At 43.5% G+C, this 17,400-nt stretch carries 19 protein-coding genes; 16 read left to right on the plus strand and 3 right to left on the minus strand.

Features of this window, described 5'->3' with window-relative positions; all coding sequences use genetic code 11:
- Window positions 1–2: 2 nt before the first annotated feature.
- Window positions 3–1,520 (minus strand): F0F1 ATP synthase subunit beta, encoded by a 1,518-nt coding sequence (atpD, locus tag EWU21_RS03070; protein WP_130895340.1) that lies wholly within the window; start codon window positions 1,518–1,520, stop codon window positions 3–5.
- A 207-nt stretch (window positions 1,521–1,727) separates the two neighbouring features.
- Here atpD and EWU21_RS03075 point away from each other — a divergent pair, with 207 nt between their 5' ends.
- The 8 genes from EWU21_RS03075 to EWU21_RS03110 all read left to right on the plus strand — a co-directional run bounded on the left by EWU21_RS03075 (window position 1,728) and on the right by EWU21_RS03110 (window position 8,614).
- Window positions 1,728–3,830, plus strand: a complete 2,103-nt coding sequence (locus EWU21_RS03075; RefSeq protein ID WP_130895341.1) for a tetratricopeptide repeat protein — start codon at window positions 1,728–1,730, stop codon at window positions 3,828–3,830.
- Between the two features lie 105 nt (window positions 3,831–3,935).
- Entirely contained in the window at window positions 3,936–4,241 is a 306-nt protein-coding gene (rpsJ, locus tag EWU21_RS03080) for a 30S ribosomal protein S10 (protein WP_130895342.1), read from the plus strand.
- A 108-nt stretch (window positions 4,242–4,349) separates the two neighbouring features.
- Window positions 4,350–4,505: a 50S ribosomal protein L34 gene (rpmH, locus tag EWU21_RS03085; RefSeq protein WP_130895343.1), complete on the plus strand. Its 156-nt coding sequence runs from the start codon at window positions 4,350–4,352 to the stop codon at window positions 4,503–4,505.
- Between the two features lie 62 nt (window positions 4,506–4,567).
- Window positions 4,568–4,972, plus strand: coding sequence for a ribonuclease P protein component (locus EWU21_RS03090; RefSeq protein ID WP_161566410.1), 405 nt, complete (start codon window positions 4,568–4,570; stop codon window positions 4,970–4,972).
- Window positions 4,956–6,533, plus strand: a complete 1,578-nt coding sequence (locus tag EWU21_RS03095; protein WP_130895345.1) for a S41 family peptidase — start codon at window positions 4,956–4,958, stop codon at window positions 6,531–6,533. The genes EWU21_RS03090 and EWU21_RS03095 overlap by 17 nt, the downstream gene beginning before the upstream one ends.
- Window positions 6,530–7,204, plus strand: a complete 675-nt coding sequence (gene tsaB, locus EWU21_RS03100) for a tRNA (adenosine(37)-N6)-threonylcarbamoyltransferase complex dimerization subunit type 1 TsaB (protein ID WP_130895346.1) — start codon at window positions 6,530–6,532, stop codon at window positions 7,202–7,204. The genes EWU21_RS03095 and tsaB overlap by 4 nt, the downstream gene beginning before the upstream one ends.
- Before the next feature lies 1 nt (window position 7,205).
- A complete protein-coding gene (locus EWU21_RS03105; protein WP_130895347.1) occupies window positions 7,206–7,712 on the plus strand; it encodes a DUF2480 family protein in 507 nt (168 codons plus the stop codon).
- Between the two features lie 14 nt (window positions 7,713–7,726).
- Window positions 7,727–8,614: a fructosamine kinase family protein gene (locus tag EWU21_RS03110; protein WP_130895348.1), complete on the plus strand. Its 888-nt coding sequence runs from the start codon at window positions 7,727–7,729 to the stop codon at window positions 8,612–8,614.
- Here the strand turns inward: EWU21_RS03110 and EWU21_RS03115 are convergent.
- On the minus strand, window positions 8,589–9,890 hold the full coding sequence (locus tag EWU21_RS03115) for a 4-hydroxy-3-methylbut-2-enyl diphosphate reductase (RefSeq protein ID WP_130895349.1): 1,302 nt from the start codon (window positions 9,888–9,890) through the stop codon (window positions 8,589–8,591). The two genes, EWU21_RS03110 and EWU21_RS03115, sit on opposite strands and share 26 nt — an antisense overlap.
- 103 nt (window positions 9,891–9,993) lie before the next feature.
- On the opposite strand from EWU21_RS03115, the gene EWU21_RS03120 reads away from it, so the two are divergent.
- Genes EWU21_RS03120 through EWU21_RS03135 form a run of 4 tightly spaced genes read left to right on the plus strand, consistent with a single transcriptional unit; the run spans window position 9,994 to window position 12,049 of the window.
- Window positions 9,994–10,359, plus strand: coding sequence for a hypothetical protein (locus EWU21_RS03120; RefSeq protein WP_130895350.1), 366 nt, complete (start codon window positions 9,994–9,996; stop codon window positions 10,357–10,359).
- On the plus strand, window positions 10,346–11,110 hold the full coding sequence (locus EWU21_RS03125; RefSeq protein ID WP_130895351.1) for an exodeoxyribonuclease III: 765 nt from the start codon (window positions 10,346–10,348) through the stop codon (window positions 11,108–11,110). The genes EWU21_RS03120 and EWU21_RS03125 overlap by 14 nt, the downstream gene beginning before the upstream one ends.
- Before the next feature lie 4 nt (window positions 11,111–11,114).
- Complete coding sequence (locus EWU21_RS03130) at window positions 11,115–11,417, plus strand: (2Fe-2S) ferredoxin domain-containing protein (protein ID WP_130895352.1); 303 nt, start codon at window positions 11,115–11,117, stop codon at window positions 11,415–11,417.
- Window positions 11,418–11,425: 8 nt separating this feature from the next.
- The gene (locus EWU21_RS03135) at window positions 11,426–12,049 is read left to right on the plus strand and encodes a hypothetical protein (RefSeq protein WP_130895353.1); all 624 of its coding nucleotides are present in this window, start codon (window positions 11,426–11,428) and stop codon (window positions 12,047–12,049) included.
- Here the strand turns inward: EWU21_RS03135 and EWU21_RS03140 are convergent.
- Window positions 12,032–12,715, minus strand: coding sequence for a YjjG family noncanonical pyrimidine nucleotidase (locus EWU21_RS03140; protein ID WP_130895354.1), 684 nt, complete (start codon window positions 12,713–12,715; stop codon window positions 12,032–12,034). The two genes, EWU21_RS03135 and EWU21_RS03140, sit on opposite strands and share 18 nt — an antisense overlap.
- A gap of 53 nt (window positions 12,716–12,768) precedes the next feature.
- On the opposite strand from EWU21_RS03140, the gene EWU21_RS03145 reads away from it, so the two are divergent.
- The 4 genes from EWU21_RS03145 to EWU21_RS03160 all read left to right on the plus strand — a co-directional run bounded on the left by EWU21_RS03145 (window position 12,769) and on the right by EWU21_RS03160 (window position 17,387).
- On the plus strand, window positions 12,769–13,578 hold the full coding sequence (locus EWU21_RS03145) for a 3'-5' exonuclease (RefSeq protein ID WP_130895355.1): 810 nt from the start codon (window positions 12,769–12,771) through the stop codon (window positions 13,576–13,578).
- A gap of 105 nt (window positions 13,579–13,683) precedes the next feature.
- Complete coding sequence (gene nuoK / locus EWU21_RS03150) at window positions 13,684–14,013, plus strand: NADH-quinone oxidoreductase subunit NuoK (RefSeq protein WP_130895356.1); 330 nt, start codon at window positions 13,684–13,686, stop codon at window positions 14,011–14,013.
- A 26-nt stretch (window positions 14,014–14,039) separates the two neighbouring features.
- Window positions 14,040–15,923 (plus strand): NADH-quinone oxidoreductase subunit L, encoded by a 1,884-nt coding sequence (gene nuoL, locus EWU21_RS03155; protein WP_394364230.1) that lies wholly within the window; start codon window positions 14,040–14,042, stop codon window positions 15,921–15,923.
- Window positions 15,924–15,941: 18 nt separating this feature from the next.
- Complete coding sequence (locus tag EWU21_RS03160; RefSeq protein ID WP_130895358.1) at window positions 15,942–17,387, plus strand: complex I subunit 4 family protein; 1,446 nt, start codon at window positions 15,942–15,944, stop codon at window positions 17,385–17,387.
- Window positions 17,388–17,400 lie beyond the last annotated feature (13 nt).

Here is a 17,400-nt window from a genome sequence, read left to right on the forward strand (position 1 = left end):
CTTTATTTAGCAGCCTCAGCTAATAATTTCTCTCCTTTTACCACTGCATCCTCAATAGTACCTACTAAGTTGAAAGCAGCTTCTGGAAGGTGATCGTATCCACCATCGATGATCGCATTGAAACCTTTGATCGTATCGTTGATGTCTACAAGAACGCCTTTTAAGCCTGTAAATTGTTCAGCCACGAAGAAAGGTTGTGACAAGAAACGTTGTACACGGCGAGCGCGAGAAACGACTAATTTATCTTCTTCAGATAATTCATCTAGACCTAAGATCGCGATGATATCTTGTAATTCCTTGTAACGTTGTAAGATTTCCTTCACACGTTGCGCCGTATTGTAGTGAGAATCACCTAATACTTCCGCAGATAAAATACGTGAAGAAGAATCTAATGGATCCACCGCTGGGTAGATACCTAATTCAGCAATCTTACGAGATAATACCGTAGTCGCATCTAAGTGGGCAAACGTTGTTGCCGGAGCTGGATCCGTTAAGTCATCGGCAGGTACGTAAACTGCTTGTACCGATGTAATTGAACCACGCTTCGTAGAAGTAATACGCTCTTGCATCGCACCCATTTCTGTTGCTAAGGTTGGTTGGTAACCTACCGCAGATGGCATACGACCTAACAGGGCAGATACCTCAGAACCCGCTTGTGTAAAACGGAAGATGTTATCGATAAAGAATAGGATATCACGGCCTTGACCTTCGCCATCGCCATCACGGAAGTGTTCCGCCACGGTTAATCCTGATAAAGCTACACGTGCACGTGCTCCTGGAGGCTCGTTCATTTGACCGAACACTAAAGTGGCTTGAGATTTCGCTAGTTCTGTTTGATCTACTTTAGATAGATCCCACTCGCCTGCTTCCATCGCGTGCTTAAATTCCTCACCATACTTAATAACGCCTGACTCGATCATCTCACGTAATAAGTCGTTACCCTCACGAGTACGCTCACCTACACCGGCGAATACCGAAAGACCTTCGTATGCTTTGGCAATATTATTAATCAACTCCATGATCAATACAGTTTTACCTACACCGGCACCACCGAATAAACCAATTTTACCACCCTTTACATAAGGTGCTAACAAGTCGATAACCTTAATTCCTGTGAATAAAACCTCAGTTGTTGTCGCTAATTCATCAAATTTAGGCGCAGAACGGTGGATAGGCAATCCTTTGTCAGACTTAGGTTGAGCAATACCATCGATGGCATCTCCTACTACGTTAAACAAACGACCTTTAATTCCCTCACCTGTAGGCATCGTCATAGGCGTACCTTTATCGATTACCTCTTGTCCACGTTGAAGTCCTTCCGTTCCTTCCATCGCAATTGTTCTCACGCGATCTTCTCCTAAGTGCTGTTGCACCTCAAGAACAAGCGTTTGACCATTTGATTTCGTTACTGAAAGAGCATTCAAGATCGCTGGTAAATGTGATCCTTCACCTTCGAAGCTCACATCGACAACGGGTCCAATTACTTGCGCAACCTTTCCTTTGTTAACTGCGTTTGCCATTTGAATTTTAATTTGTTAGCTAAAAAACTACGATTTTGTATTAGTTCACGAATGCTAATACATTCGGACTGCAAAATTAGCCTGATAATTCGAATTTACCAAAACACAAATTAGTATTTTTCAACTATTTTTTGCCAAAATCAGGCAATTTCTTTGAATGAATCGTAGTTTGTGTGAAATTTAGGAATTCAATTTTTGGACCAAAATATGCGCTTGACTCGCCCCTCTTTTTCAAAAAGCCTTTTTTACGCGATTGCTGTGGTGTTCGTGGCGATTGGCGTGCTGTGGTTAGCAGGAGGTATGGCGACTTTTACATGGGTCGAAGTCTCTGAAATGATTCCTTTAAACAAGGTCGTGGACATGCAAGCCGGCCAGGATTTGCATACGAACGTCTATTTCATTCGTCAAAACTTCCAAATACACGCGGCATCACTTAGCGCAACAGCAGAAATGATTGGATTCGTCCTTGCTTTGCTCGGTTTAGGGGTGGCACTTTTTTCGTTTTTACCCGTCTGGCAAACTATTTTAGGGGCCGCCCTCTGGCTTGGAATCGTAGCCTTTACGTTGTCTGACGCCTCTTTTCCAGCTTTATCGCAGATCATCAGTGGACAAATTTTCAACTTGAGCTTGATGGCTTTAGCTGGATTATCCGTGTTAAGTGCCGCGGCTATTCCTTCCTTTTTAATCGGTTTATCGCACGGTTCGAATGTGGCCAGTTCGAAAAAAAATCGCAGCATTTTAGGCTTGGTCTGGGGAATCAATTTGCTTTTAACCTTTAGCAATCAGCGCTTTGACGTAGGAATACGAACGGCGATTCCCGCTTTTATTTGGGTGATTTTGGCAGTAGGTCTCTATGTATACCAAAACAAGGACAACAAAGCTCTATTGGGAATAAGTCTTCTGGGACTTTCTTCACTCATTCCACTTTTATGGCACGCAAACACGCCAGGCATTCAGGCGATTGAAAGTTGGAGTTTAATTAACCAGGTAGTGATGGGGCTTCTTTTTCCGTTGTTTATTTACCGGAATTTTGGCCCACTTCTGACTAAAAACCTTCCCATTCACAAAGTCATTCACAAAGCCGCTTTACTTCCACTGCACTTGATTCAAATCGGAGTGCTTATTTTAAGTGTGGGCGCCGTATTTGCGTTTAATTCAGGCGCCTACCATCAAGGAATGGCGGCGAAAGAAAATTATGCGGGTGATGTGTCTGTTTTCGTGGGCGACACACAAATGGCTGAAATCCATTACAAGAATGCCACGTTGCATAGCCGACTAAATAGTAAAAGCAACCTCAGTCTAGCCGCCCTCGCGCAGCAAGCGGGTGACACGGAGGCCTTCGCTTATTATGTAGCAGCGAGCCAAAGTATCAATCGCGATCCCGCTCTATCGGTAGCGCTTGCGAATGTATTCGCCACAGAAAACCGTCCTTTTGATGCTTTATTTACTTTGCAAAAAAGTGATCTTGCTAATCCGCGCATTGCTACGCAGCTGGCCTTGCAATACGAAAGACTGGCTCTGCCAGATTCGGCGGTCTATTTTTACGATCGCGCTTTTTTTTTAGAGCCTGAGAATCCTCTTTATAAAGCCAATAAATTATATTCTGACGTCGTATACCGCAAACAAAAACCGGAATTCGATCCAGCTGAGGACCTAGCCATCCAAGCGAACTTACTAGCAGCTGGAGTTCCTACCGCACCGATGAATCCTGCTTTTATTCCAACCGCGGATTTGCGTGATTTGGTCTACTTATATAATGGCCTGGTATTTTGGAAGGGGAAAGCCCCTATGTATGACCTGACAGGCTGGCAACGAACGCTAGGTGAAATGTTCCCAGAACTAGAACTATTGAAATCTTGGCAGTCCTTTTATCATGCCAAACCTTTAGTCGCCTTAAACCAACTGAATCTTTCCATCGCGGCGGACACAACGCAGGGTTCGGGAATGACGGGCATTTTGGCTTTTTGGAAATATGCGACGGCTTTTCCATCGAAGACGCCTGTGATTTCACGAGCGAATGCACTTGCGATGTTAGAAAAATTTCCTTTTCAAATTCCGGTTTTACAACAGGCGCTTCCGCTAGTACCTGCGAAAAAAGGGTATGAGGCAGCGCTGGCCGCCTTACAATGGAACGAACAGAACCCGGCTTTTTATCCTATCTATGCTTTGCAGGCACTCAAAATGGGCGAAATAAGCTATGCAGATGAGGCGAGGGAAAAACTACGGAAATTAAATCCCGCCCTTTACCAAGCCACGCAGGCGGGCTATTTAGCTGAAAAACAAGGTGCTCTAGAAAAAACTAGATTTTAGGGCTTGTATAATTAAGTGACATTCTGTACTTTTGCAGTCCTAATTAATTTAAGTAGCGGAGTAAATGGTTCTTTCGCTGCTTAATCATTTAAAGAACCATCTTATATGAATCAAAAAATTCGCATTAAGCTGAAGTCATTTGACCACTCATTGGTAGACAAATCAGCAGAGAAAATCGTTAAAGCGGTAAAAGCTACAGGAGCAGTTGTTTCTGGACCTATCCCTCTTCCAACAAAAATTGAGAAATTCACTGTTTTACGTTCACCACACGTTAACAAGAAAGCACGTGAGCAATTTCAATTATGTACTTACAAGCGTCTAATCGACATCTTCTCTTCTTCTGCTAAAACAGTAGATGCTTTGATGAAATTAGAATTGCCTTCAGGAGTAGACGTAGAAATCAAGGTTTAAGGACCTGTCAGGTGAAGGCCCACAAGCTATGAACCTTGATGAATAAATATTTTGTTTTACCTTTGCAAGCCCCAATCGAAATGATGGGCTGCTTTAACAAATAAAGAAATGAAAAGAACTTTTCAACCCTCTGTACGTAAGAGAAAAAACAAACACGGATTCCGTGAGCGTATGTCTACGGCAAACGGTCGTCGCGTATTGACAAACCGTCGTGCTAAAGGACGTCACAAGTTGACTGTTTCAGACGAAAAAAGAGGCAAATAAGCCATAGATCTTAGAAAAGAAGATTTCTGGTTTGCTATTGTTGTTCACTTAGTATTCCTGCTTTGAAATTTACATTTTCTAAATCGGAGCGTCTAACGCACATTAAGATTATTGATTCCTTATTCGAGAAGGATAGTCGAGTCGTTGAAGAACGGTTTGTCTATCCTTTTCGTGTTTTATACATTAGAGAGAATACATTCGAGCCCGGACTCGAGCAACCTCAGATTTTGATTTCGGTTCCCAAGCGTCGATTTAATAAAGCCGTGGATCGAAATACCCTCAAGCGTCGCATCCGCGAGGCATACCGCCTGAATAAACCTCATTTTCAAGTAGAAGGAAAAGCAAAACTTCCAGATGTATTGGCTTTTGTCTATATTGGTTCTACGATTGAACCCTCAGACAAAATTCACAAGAAAATGGCCGCCATTTTAGACAAATTCACCCAAGCGAATGAAGCAGCTAGTTAAAATAAGCCTTTTCGTGTTTTTGGGTATGGGCTTATGGGCCTTTAGTCGAGCGGACCAATTATTTGACTTGGCTAAAAACCTGGATATCTACGCCAGCGTCATCAAAGAACTCAATCAATTCTACGTGGATCCCATCGACCCTAACAAGGTCGTACAGAACTCCATCGACGGAATGCTGGGTGAATTAGACCCTTACACGGTCTATTATCCAGAAGAAGATTTGGACGAATTCACCAACCTTACCACGGGAAAGTACGAAGGCATCGGTATTCGCGCCTCGTGGGTGAACAAAGGCTATTACATTACGTATGTAGACGAAGCTAGTCCTGCCTTGCAAGCGGGATTGCAAATAGGTGATCAACTCCTTTCCATCAATGGAAATCAGATCACTGAAGAATCAGACCCGGGTCTATTAATCAAAGGCCCTAAAGACAGTAAATTAGTCGCAGAAATAAAACGGGGGGATGCTTCCATCTCTTTAACCATCAACCGCTCAACTGTTCAAATCAAGAATGTGGGCTATGCAGGCATCATTCGTCCGGGCATCGGGTACATCGAATTAGAAGAATTTAATCAATCAGCTACCAAAGAAATGAAGGCGGCACTCTTTCAATTGAAGAAAGAGGGGATGAAGAAGTTGATATTGGATTTACGCAATAATCCAGGTGGTTTATTGACCCAAGCAGTAGATATTTGCAATCTCTTCTTAGACAAAGAAACGCCCATCGTGAGTACGAAGGGCAAATTACAAGAGTGGAATGCAACTTACAAGGCCTTGAATCCGAGCTGGGATACGTCGATGCCCATCGTCGTTTTAATCAATCAAAACTCTGCATCAGCTGCCGAAATTGTGGCGGGCGTTTTACAGGATTATGATCGGGCGACGATTGTGGGGCAGCGGAGTTTTGGGAAAGGTCTGGTTCAGGTAACGCGCGAGTTACCTTATCGAGCGAAAATCAAAATCACCACCGCGAAATACTACATTCCAAGCGGCCGCTGCATTCAAGCCATCGATTACTCTGAAAAGAAGGACACGACGAAGCGTGAATTTAAAACGCGTAACGGACGGAAAGTCAATGCGGGTGGTGGAATCGAACCCGATGTTTTAGTGGGCAGACCTCAGGCGAACAGCATTACACAGCAATTATTAAAAGAGAAAATCTTCTTCCAATATGCCCGCCTATACAGAATAAAGCACGCTTCTATAGCGGCGGCAGCTAACTTCCATTTAACGGAAGCTGAATTCGAGGAATTCGTGCAATGGGTAAAAGCGAGCCAATTCAAATTCGAGAGTCCGTTAGAGAAACAGATGCGCGATGTGCTGAAAGAAACACAAAAAGATCCTTTGTACGCGAACTTGACGGCGACGCTCGAGAAAATCAAGCCGGAATGGGATTCTTCGATCTCGAAAGAGCTACAGGCAAACAAAAAAGTGATTTCGGCGTTATTAGAACAAGAAATAGTGCACCATTATTACCTGAAAAAAGGAATTAATGAATGGTCTTTTGAACACGATCCTAGCCTTTTGAAAGGTGTGGAATTAATTAGCGCTTTGAAATGAGTTTTATCCTAAGTCTAGATACATCAACCCAAAACTGTTCCGTTGCCCTCCACGAAAATGGGCAATTGATTACGCAGGAATTAGTGGATGAGGAGGGTTCTCATTCCAAATCGCTGACTCTTTTGATTGAAAAAGTAATGAAGACAGCGGGTCGCACGCTAGCTGAACTATCCGCCGTGGCCGTTTCAAACGGACCCGGATCTTATACTGGCTTACGCATCGGTTTAGCGACGGCGAAAGGAATTTGCTTCGCTTTGGACAAGCCTTTGATCTGTTTGCCCACTCTACGAGTCTTGGCCTCCGCAGTCGATGCACCCGCCGGATCGCTACTTTTACCCATGTTAGATGCGCGCAGAATGGAAGTGTATGCAGCCGTTTATACAGCAGCACTAGAAGAAGTGTCTCCACAAGAAGCGCATATTCTAAACCAGGAGTCATTTCAAACTTTTGCGCCTGTTGTGGCTTTTGGGAATGGGTCCGCGAAATGGCAAGAAAGCTGTACGCATTCCTCTATCACATTTCTCGATGGGCCTTTATTACCTGAGGCTCAATATATGGGAAACTTAGCCCACGAGGCTTTTTTGAACCAAAAATTCGAAAACCTCGTTACCAAAGAGCCCGATTATTTAAAAGAGTATATGGGCACTAAACCGAAACTTAAATCCTTGTAAGATGGCAGAGGAAATCATTAACCGAGTTAACCAAAGTGGACTGACGCAAATCGACCTAGAAGATCTGCGCGTTCCGGGTGAGCGTGTTTTCATCGACATCAAGGAGCAATTATTCCAAGGCATCGCCTTACGCGAGAAAGATTTTAGAGAGTTCATCGCTGGCCAAGATTGGTCGACCTATACCGGCAAACACGTGGCGGTAGGTTGTAGTGAAGATGCGATTATCCCCACCTGGGCCTATATGTTATTGGGGGTTCAATTGACTCCTTTTGCAAAGACACTCGTATTCGGGAATCTGGCAGATTTAGAAAAGACTTTGTTTGAGCAGGCTTTGGCGAAGATAAAACCTACAGATTTTCAGGATGCCAAAATCGTCATCAAAGGTTGCTCAAAAGAATCCGTTCCTACCGAGGCCTATTTGAAAATCACGCAATTACTGCAACCGGTGGCGAAGAGCCTGTTTTTTGGAGAACCCTGCAGCACGGTTCCGCTTTTTAAAAGAAAATAAGGTAATTTTGTCCTATGTCCACTGAAACGCAAGCACAATACCAGTTTATTGATAAAATTATCCAGCATCATGTAGGTGAAAATACCGAGGTGAAGGACTTAGAATTTTTCTACGGGGGAAATTTCAACTTGGCGGTGCGTGTACAATTGAAAAATGCGGACGAATACTTCATCAAATGGAACCAAGGAGATCACCAAGGTTTGTTTGATGCGGAGGCGAAAAACCTAGATTTAATCGGAAAAACTTCTTCTATTTCAGTGCCCAGCGTTATGGGCACGGGAACGATGGAGGAAAAAGAATACTTGATGATGGAATGTATTCCATCGGGAGAAAAGGCCGCTAATTACTGGGTGGATTTTGGGGAGAAGCTAGCTTTATTGCATAAAAATACGTCTGAAAGCGGGCACGGACTCGATTACACGAACTTCATCGGAGCTGCTCCGCAAATCAATACGTGGAATCAGGATGGTATCGCCTTTTTCATCGAACATCGCTTGCGCAACCAATTAGCGAGAGCGATCTATGATCGTAAAATCGATGCTGAATTAGAGGCTAAATTTGAAACCCTATTCGAAAAATTGCCTTCCCTCCTACCAAACGAAAAATCTGCTTTAATTCACGGGGACCTTTGGTCTGGAAATGCCATGACAAATCCGCAAGGATTAATTACGCTCGTGGATCCGGCCTGCTATTATGGTTTCAGGGAAGCAGAATTAGCCTTTACGACCATGTTTGGAGGATTTGACGAGTCGTTTTATGAGGCATACCATGCGAATTTTCCGATTGAAAAAGGATTCCATGAACGCATACCTTTGTATAATCTATACCCACTTTTAGTGCACGTCAATCTATTCGGAGAGGGTTATTTGCCTGCCGTTAAGAAGATTGTAGATTCGTATTAACCACTTCGTCTACGTCCTTGGCTCCTGGGAAAAAGGATACGAGTTTACGTAAGATTTCTTCCATCACCGCATCTGGGCAAGAAGCTCCACAGGTCAACAAAATGCGTGTTTTCTCTTTCGTAGGAATGAAGAAAGTGGTCAGCCGCTCCTCTTTGGCCCTATTATCAAAATGCAGAACCTGGTCCCCAGAAATCAATTTCTCCGCGTTCTTGATAAAATAAGTGGGCAATTTCTCCACACATAGATCCACCAAGTGCGCCGTATTCGAGGAATTATAACCACCGGCAACAATGGCAAAATCAGCCTCTTCAGCTAATAAGCCATAGGTAGCACTCTGGTTATCATTTGTGGCGTAACAAAGCGTATCACGTGTATCTGCGAAATAATCTTTGATATTTTCAGGGGCTAATTGAAAATGCAGACGAATGATTTGACGTAAATAATCCACGATTTCCTGTGTGTCCGTCGCTAACATCGTCGTTTGATTGACCACACCAATGCGTTTTAAATCTTTCACCGGATTAAAACCCTCAGAATATTGTCCATCAAACTCTGCAAAAAACTCCTCTGCTGATTTTTCTTCCTTGATATAGGCCGCTAGAGCAATCGCCTGCTTGATATCCTTGATAATCAAGGTGGGTGTCACAGATTGTGAATGCGAGAAAGTAGCCTTCGTCTCCTCATGACTCGGTTTCCCGTGCACAATCACGGTATAGTCTTTTTTACCTATTGCGTCCGCCCGATTCCATACCTTCTCCACAAAAGGGCAAGTCGTATCGTAGGCATAGGGGTCAATTCCGCGGGATTGTAAGATGGCTTGGGTCTCTAAAGTCGTTCCAAATGCAGGTACAATCACCACATCATTCGAGCTTAACTCCGACCACTCTACTAATTGATTCCCATGCGTATCTTGAATAAAACGCACTCCGCGATCAGCCAAATCCGCATTCACAGCAGGGTTATGAATCATTTCTGACAATAAGAAAATACGTTTATCCGGATTTTCATCGATAATCTGATAGGCTGTTTCCACCGCATTTTCTACTCCGTAGCAGAAACCAAAATGTCGAGAAAGCAACACCTCCACCGGACCGAAATCCAAGTGTGTAGGCGTGAAATCTTTTTTTAATTTATCTTGTACTCGACGAGCCTCTTTAATCCGACCAATCAAATTACTCTTGAACAAAGAGGGGATAGAGAAGGATTTCATTTTTTTAAAGGTCCGTTTAAGAGGGGTATGAGTGGAGAATGTACGCTTTTGTGCAATTGAATGCATTTTATAAACTGATTTTTTGGTTATTGGTTTTCAAAATTACGACATCTACGGCAATTAATCATTTTTTGTGGCTAATTTGCACCTTATTTAATCAGCAATCTGTATGGAATTCGAGCCAGCAATAGTGATAGAAGATTGGGAGATGATTCTCGATTTTTTCGAAAACTCGTTTGGCAAACGCCCCACTGAAATGGAACCGATCTTGTTATTGATCGGTGTCCAAGAATTAGGTCAGGGTCACGCACACTTTACGAAAGAACAAAAGCAAGATCTCCTCCACATCGCCACTTGTAAGGTGCTGAGCTATAGCGATTTTTACCGTTTAGAGGGCTTGGATGAGGAAGGTTGGCCGCATTGGGAAAATGTCCAAGGAATTCCTTCACTGCCGCTGAAAGAGCAAGAAATCCTATTAAAAGCACACATCATTCATTATTTCAAAACCGAGGTATTCCCGAATGAAAATAATTAGCTATAACGTGAACGGCATTCGTGCCGCGATAACAAAAGGTTTCGTTTCTTGGCTTCAAGAAGAAAATCCAGATATCGTCTGTATTCAAGAATTGAAGGCGGAAGTAGAACAAGTGGACTTGAGCGAAATTTTCGCTTTGGGCTATGAGGTTTATTGGCATTCGGCTCAGAAAAAAGGCTATTCTGGTGTAGCGATTTTTAGTAAAATTAGGCCAAATAACGTGTCAGTGGGTTGCGGTATCGATAAGTACGACTCCGAAGGTCGCGTTTTGCGTGCTGATTACGACGGATTTTCGGTGATGAGCGTCTACATGCCCTCCGGCTCCAGCGGCGATGAAAGACAAGCCTTCAAAATGAACTGGTTAGGCGATTTTCAAAACTACATTAACGCCCTCAAGATTGAATTTCCGAATTTAGTCATTGCCGGCGATTACAATATTTGCCACAAAGCGATTGACATTCATAACCCGAAAGGCAACGCGAACAGCTCTGGTTTCTTGCCGGAAGAACGCGAATGGATGGACGGATTCGTGAGCCGCGGATTTGTGGACTCCTTTAGAGCTATTAACACAGAACCTCACCACTACAGCTGGTGGTCCTACCGCGCGGGAGCTCGTGGCAAAAACTTGGGCTGGCGAATTGATTACCAGATGGTATCTGAGGCTTTGGCAGAAAAAATCCAACACGCCTCTATCCTACCGGATGTCAAACATTCCGACCATTGCCCCATCGTTTTAATTCTTAATTGCTAATTATATGCACTTCGAAAAACACGTATTTATCTGCGCTAACGACAAAGATGCCCCTAAAAAATGTTGCGGTTCAGGCCACGGAATGGAATTAGTAGACGCTTTCCGCGCGAGCTATGCAGCCCAAGGTGGAACGGCTAAAATCCGCGTCCAGAAATCAGGATGCCTTGATTTCTGTGGCAAAGGACCTACGATGGTCGTGTATCCAGAAGGCGTATTCTACGGCAATGTGCAAGTAGCAGATGTAGCAGAGATCACAAAATCGCATTTAATCGAAGACGAAATTGTGACTCGCCTCCAAATTCAATAAATTGCAGCATGATTTACCGCTTATATCCCACGCTTTTAAATTCCTTTAACCTCTATGTGAGCCAATCCCGGGATGGAAATGGCAAAATCATCGTGGATGAAATCGAACTAATCGATCGCATCAACCGCGTGCGTAAACCTACGACGAATGCACAGCAAAAAGGGATTGATTTTGAGCGAGCGGTGACTTTGGGTGAAAACGAAGAAGCATTTGCGGAGGGAATCATCGATCAAGCGCGCGAATTATTACCCGCCAAATACAAAACCCAGTTTTACGTAGAATCGCGCTATAAGAACGCGCAAATCTACGGCTACATTGATGGCGTAGGTGATTCGGTGGCTTTTGACTTAAAAAGTACGGCCTATTACGAGCCGAATCGCTTTTTGACTAACCACCAAAACCTGTATTTATTAGGTCTACAGAAATACGGTATTGAGCGCCTAGACTACGTTATTACGGACTTCAAACAGGTGTATGTGGAATCTTACGATGTAAAAAATATCGATTTCAGTTTCCAATACGACCAGATCGAAAAGTTCATCTTGTTCTTAGAAGAGAACAAGAAATTCATTCGAGACAAGAAGATTTTTGACCGTAAATCGAGCGATAATCAATTATCGATTTTTGAGTAAACTCCTCAATTCGTCTAAATGCTGGATTTCGTGAGGTAAATCCGTTTCTATCGAAAACGGATTATAATGAATCGCTGGAATTCCCGCGTTCAACGCTCCCCTGACATCAGCCTCAATGTGATCGCCGATCATTAACGCCTCTCCAGGCTGAATACCTGCGCGTTCTAAAGCATATTCATAAAATAACGGATTCGGTTTCTTCGTGCCAACTTGCTGCGATGTGATAATCTCCTGAAAAAAGGAGCGCATCCCCGCGCCTTCAATCTTCACGTATTGAATGTCATCGAAGCCATTCGTCAAAATATATAAGGGAAAATGGGCTGCTAAATCTTGTATGACTTCAAAGGCGCCAGGCATCAAATTCGTCTTTCGCGGTGCACGTTCGAGGTATTTATCTCCGAATTCTCCCGCAGGACCTTCAACACGCAGTTCTTGAAAAAAACGCACAAAGCGCGTTTCCCTTAGTTCCGCCTGCGAGATTTCGCCTGCTGCGTATTGGTCCCACAAACCATTATTGATTTTTTCAAAGGTCGCCCAGTAGCTTAAGGGCTCAATGGCCAGCTCGTATTCAACGGCTAAATCAAGTAAAACTTCTTTGGCATTTAAGTCGTGATCCCACAGCGTGTGATCCCAGTCAAAAAAAAGTGCTTTCGGGCTAAAATTCATGTAACAAAGGTAATAATAACTTACCTTTGCTTTAGCCCATTTTAAAATATCCTATGGAACATCAATTACAGCTAAAGAGACCTCTCGCATTTTTCGATTTAGAGACGACGGGGATACAGATTAACCGCGATCGCATTGTGGAAATTTCCATTGCCAAAGCGAATCTAGACGGAACCGTGGAGGTTAAAACGCGCCGCGTGAATCCAGGTATTCCGATTCCTTTAGAAGCTTCTTTAGTACACGGGATCTACGATGAAGATGTGAAAGACGAACCAACTTTTCGAATGGTGGCTCGCTCCCTATCTACTTTTTTAGACGGCTGTGACCTCGCTGGCTTTAACTCCAATCGTTTCGATGTGCCTATGCTGGTAGAGGAAATGCTACGTGCTGAGGTAGATTTCGATATGAAAAACAGAAAATTAGTGGATGCGCAACGCATTTTCCATTTAATGGAGCCGCGTAATTTAACCGCTGCCTACCAATTTTACTGTGGCAAAGAATTAATCGGAGCACACGGAGCTGAGGCGGATGTGTTAGCGACTTTAGAAGTACTGAACGCGCAGGTGAAACACTATGCGAACAAGGCCATCAAGGATGCGGAGGGAAAAGAAGTATTCCCGATCCAAAACGACATGGATAAGTTGCACGAACTAAGTGCCTCGAATTCAATTGACTACGCAAACCGAATGGCCTACAATAAAGAGCGAGTGGCTTGCTTTAATTTTGGCAAACACATCGGTAGACCTGTACTCGATGTATTGAAGTCTGATCCGTCTTATTACGACTGGATGATGAAGGGTGATTTCCCGATGGACACCAAGCGCAAACTGACCGAAATAAAATTGCAAGGTTTTCAGCGTTAAGGCATTTTTGATGTCGAGGCTATCAGATATTTTCGTATTTTTGCCTCGCATAAATGCATTTTTTGGACAGGCTTTTGCCTGAAGCCTTTGTTATTATTTAAGACTATGCAATCAATACCAGAAATTATCCGTACGATTCCATTAACCCATTACATTATGCTGAGCTCAGCTTTGTTTTGCATTGGTATTTTGGGCGTATTAACACGTAGAAATGCGATCATCGTATTTATGGCGATCGAATTAATGTTAAATGCCGTTAACTTATTGTTAGCTGCCTTTTCTTCCTACTATTCTGACCCAGCCGGTCAAATTTTCGTTTTCTTCATTATGGCCGTGGCCGCAGCAGAAGTGGCTGTTGGTTTAGCGATTATCGTGATGATTTACCGAAATATCCAAAGCATCGATATCGGTGTTCTTAACAAATTGAAAAACTAATTAAGCGCAAATTCCGCCCAATTAATATGTCTTTACTATTCCTCATTCCACTATTACCCTTAGTAGGCTTTGCTATTAATGGGTTAGCGTACCCGAAATTACCGAAGCAAATCGCGGGAATCATTGGAACCATTCCTCCCTTGGTTGCCTTCGCTTTATCACTTCAGTTATTCTTGAATTTTGACGGTCAGGCACAAATTCTTCCCATCGCGGATTGGATTAAGGTAGGTTCTCTCGAGATTCCTTTTGCCTTCCAAATCGATCAATTATCGATCTTAATGCTCCTCGTCATCACGGGAGTGGGCACCTTGATTCACGTGTATTCGATTGGGTATATGTCCCACGATGCGGGTTTTGGTAAGTTTTTTGCCTTCTTGAACCTGTTCGTGTTCTTTATGTTAATCCTCGTTTTAGGGGCCAACTTCACAGTCTTGTTCATCGGTTGGGAGGGCGTAGGTTTATGCTCTTATCTACTGATCGGGTTTTGGAACCAGAAGAATTCTTACGGAGATGCAGCGCGTAAGGCCTTTATTATGAACCGTATTGGTGATTTAGGGTTCTTAGTAGGGATCTTTTTATTGATCCAGGATTTCGGAACAACCGATTACCAGACGATTTTCACTGCCATCCAAAGTGGCGATTATACGACAGATTTAAGCATCATCGCTTTCTGTTTATTCATCGGTGCGATGGGTAAATCAGCACAAATTCCTTTGTTTACTTGGCTTCCAGATGCGATGGCGGGTCCTACGCCAGTTTCGGCTTTGATTCACGCGGCGACGATGGTGACGGCGGGTATTTACATGGTGATTCGTGCGAATGCCTTGTTTGAATTAAGCCCAGAAGTATTGCATTTTGTGGGTTGGATTGGTTTAGCAACGGCCTTATTAGGCGCTGCGATTGGTCTTTTCCAAAACGATATCAAAAAAGTCCTTGCTTATTCTACGGTATCCCAGTTAGGCTACATGTTTATGGGCTTAGGCGCTTCAGCGTATACGGCGTCGTTCTTCCACGTGATGACACACGCGTTCTTTAAGGCCCTTCTTTTCTTAGGCGCTGGTTCTGTGATTCACGCGATGTCAGACGAACAAGATATTCGCCGTATGGGTGGATTGAAATCGAAGATGCCTATCACGTTCATTACGTTTATGTTAGGAACGATTGCGATTGCGGGTATTCCTCCTTTCGCGGGTTTCTTCTCGAAAGATGAAATCTTAGCGAGCCTATACCACCACGATCCAGTGATGTGGGGTTTAGCGATTGTGGGGGCTGCTTTGACCTCTTTCTATATGTTCCGTGTATTCATTTTGACTTTCTACGGAGAGTTCAGAGGAACGGAAAAACAAGCGCATCATTTACATGAATCGCCTATCACGATGACCTTACCGTTGATTATTTTAGCGGTATTTTCTGTGGGTGGCGGTTTAATCAACTTACCTCACTTCGCGGGAGGAAATGAATTCTTAGCGCATTGGTTAGCGCCCTTATTGCCAGAAGCTGGAGAAGCGGGAGAAGTCAACTTCTTGAGTTTAGAAGGTGGTGCCCCATTATTAGCAGCCTTCTTGCCAGCCTTCTTAGCGATCTACGTTTTTGGGATGCAGAAATCAGTACCATCAGAAGACACGGAGATTTCAGGTATCCAAAAGGTCATCTACCACAAATTCTACATCGACGAATTATACGATATGCTGTTTGTTAAGCCTATCGCTTTCTTATCGAACTTCTTCTTCCAAGTGATCGACTTCTTAGTGATCGACTTGTTTGTGGAGGGCTTAGGACGTTTTGTAAAATACGCTTCGAGCGAGTTCCGCAGAGCCCAAACAGGAAACGTAGGCATCTACCTATTCTGCATGGTCGCGGCCATCGTTGTCATCTTATTTGTTAGTTTAAAAAGTACGATCCTTCCATAATCCGATCGCAACATAGCTATGTATCTACTATTTATACTTTTATTTCCGCTTTTGATTGGGTCAGCTTTGTTGATCTTCAAGCCAAAGAACGCGTTCGCTATTTCTCTAGCGGCCTCCATTATTGAATTAGCGGCCACCGCCTTTGTTCTACAAGAAGCTAGCCTTAACCCTGTTTCCTTTTCTGCTCCTTGGGTAGCGGAAGCGGGTTTATCCTTTTCCCTGTATGTGGATGGAATCAGCGGCGTTTTAATCGGACTTTGTGCCTTGTTAGTTCCGTTCATCGTAGCAACAACAGCGAATACGGATCGTGCAAACAACTCCCAATTCCAGGGTTTGATGTTAGCGATGCAAACGGCTTTAATGGGAGCGTTCTTAGCGAAAGATGCGTTCTTGTTTTACTTCTTCTTCGAAGCGTCGTTATTACCGATCTATTTCTTAGCAGCGATTTATGGCGGCGAGAACAAGAATGCGATTACGTTTAAGTTCTTTGTATATACCTTGTTTGGGTCTTTATTCTTCTTAATCGCTTTAGTATATGTGTATTTACAAACACCTGGCGAGTTTCACTCAGCGGATATGGAGGTATTGTATCAAACAGCAAAAGGCTTAAGCGCTGACCAACAAGGGTATTTATTTGCGGCCTTCTTCTTGGCATTTGCCATCAAGATGCCTGTTTTCCCGTTCCACACGTGGCAACCGGATACCTATACCGTGGCTCCTGCACAAGGAACAATGTTATTATCGGGTATCATGTTGAAGATGGGTACGTACGGAGTAATTCGTTTGGTCTTACCAATGTTCCCATTAGGAGTAGCGACATGGGGCTTAACGGCATCCATCTTATCAGTAATCGGCGTGATTTACGGTTCGATTATCGCTATCCAACAAAAAGACGCGAAACGCTTATTAGCCTATTCTTCCTTTGCGCACGTGGGCTTGATGTCTGCCGGTATTTTATCGGGAAGCATTGAAGGTATTCAAGGCGCCTTGTACCAAATGTTATCGCACGGTATCAACATCATCGGTTTATTCTTCGTGATTGAGATTATTGAGCGCAGAACAAAATCCAGAGAAATCGCTCAGTTAGGCGGTATCACGCAATTCTCGTATCCTTTGACGGTCACTTTTGTGATCTTGAGTTTAGGTTCGGTGGCGTTACCATTAACGAATGGTTTCATCGGGGAATTCTTGTTATTAAAGAGTGTATTTGACCAAAACTTGACCCTAGGCATCATCGCTGGGATCACCATCATCTTAGGTGCGGTGTATACGTTGCGTTTGATTCAGAAATCGATGTTCGGAAATGTGTCACGCATCACGGCTGATTTTGCAGACTTAACGTTTGCAGAGAAAGCGGTGTTAATTCCGTTGAGCGCCTTGGTTATTCTAGGCGGAATTTTCCCATCGACAGTTTTAGGTTTTAGTGAGCCAGCGGTTCAGCAATTAATCCAATGGTTCAAATAAAATAGTATTAAAA

The organism is Aquirufa antheringensis, from assembly GCF_004307425.1.
Lineage (GTDB): Bacteria > Bacteroidota > Bacteroidia > Cytophagales > Spirosomataceae > Aquirufa > Aquirufa antheringensis.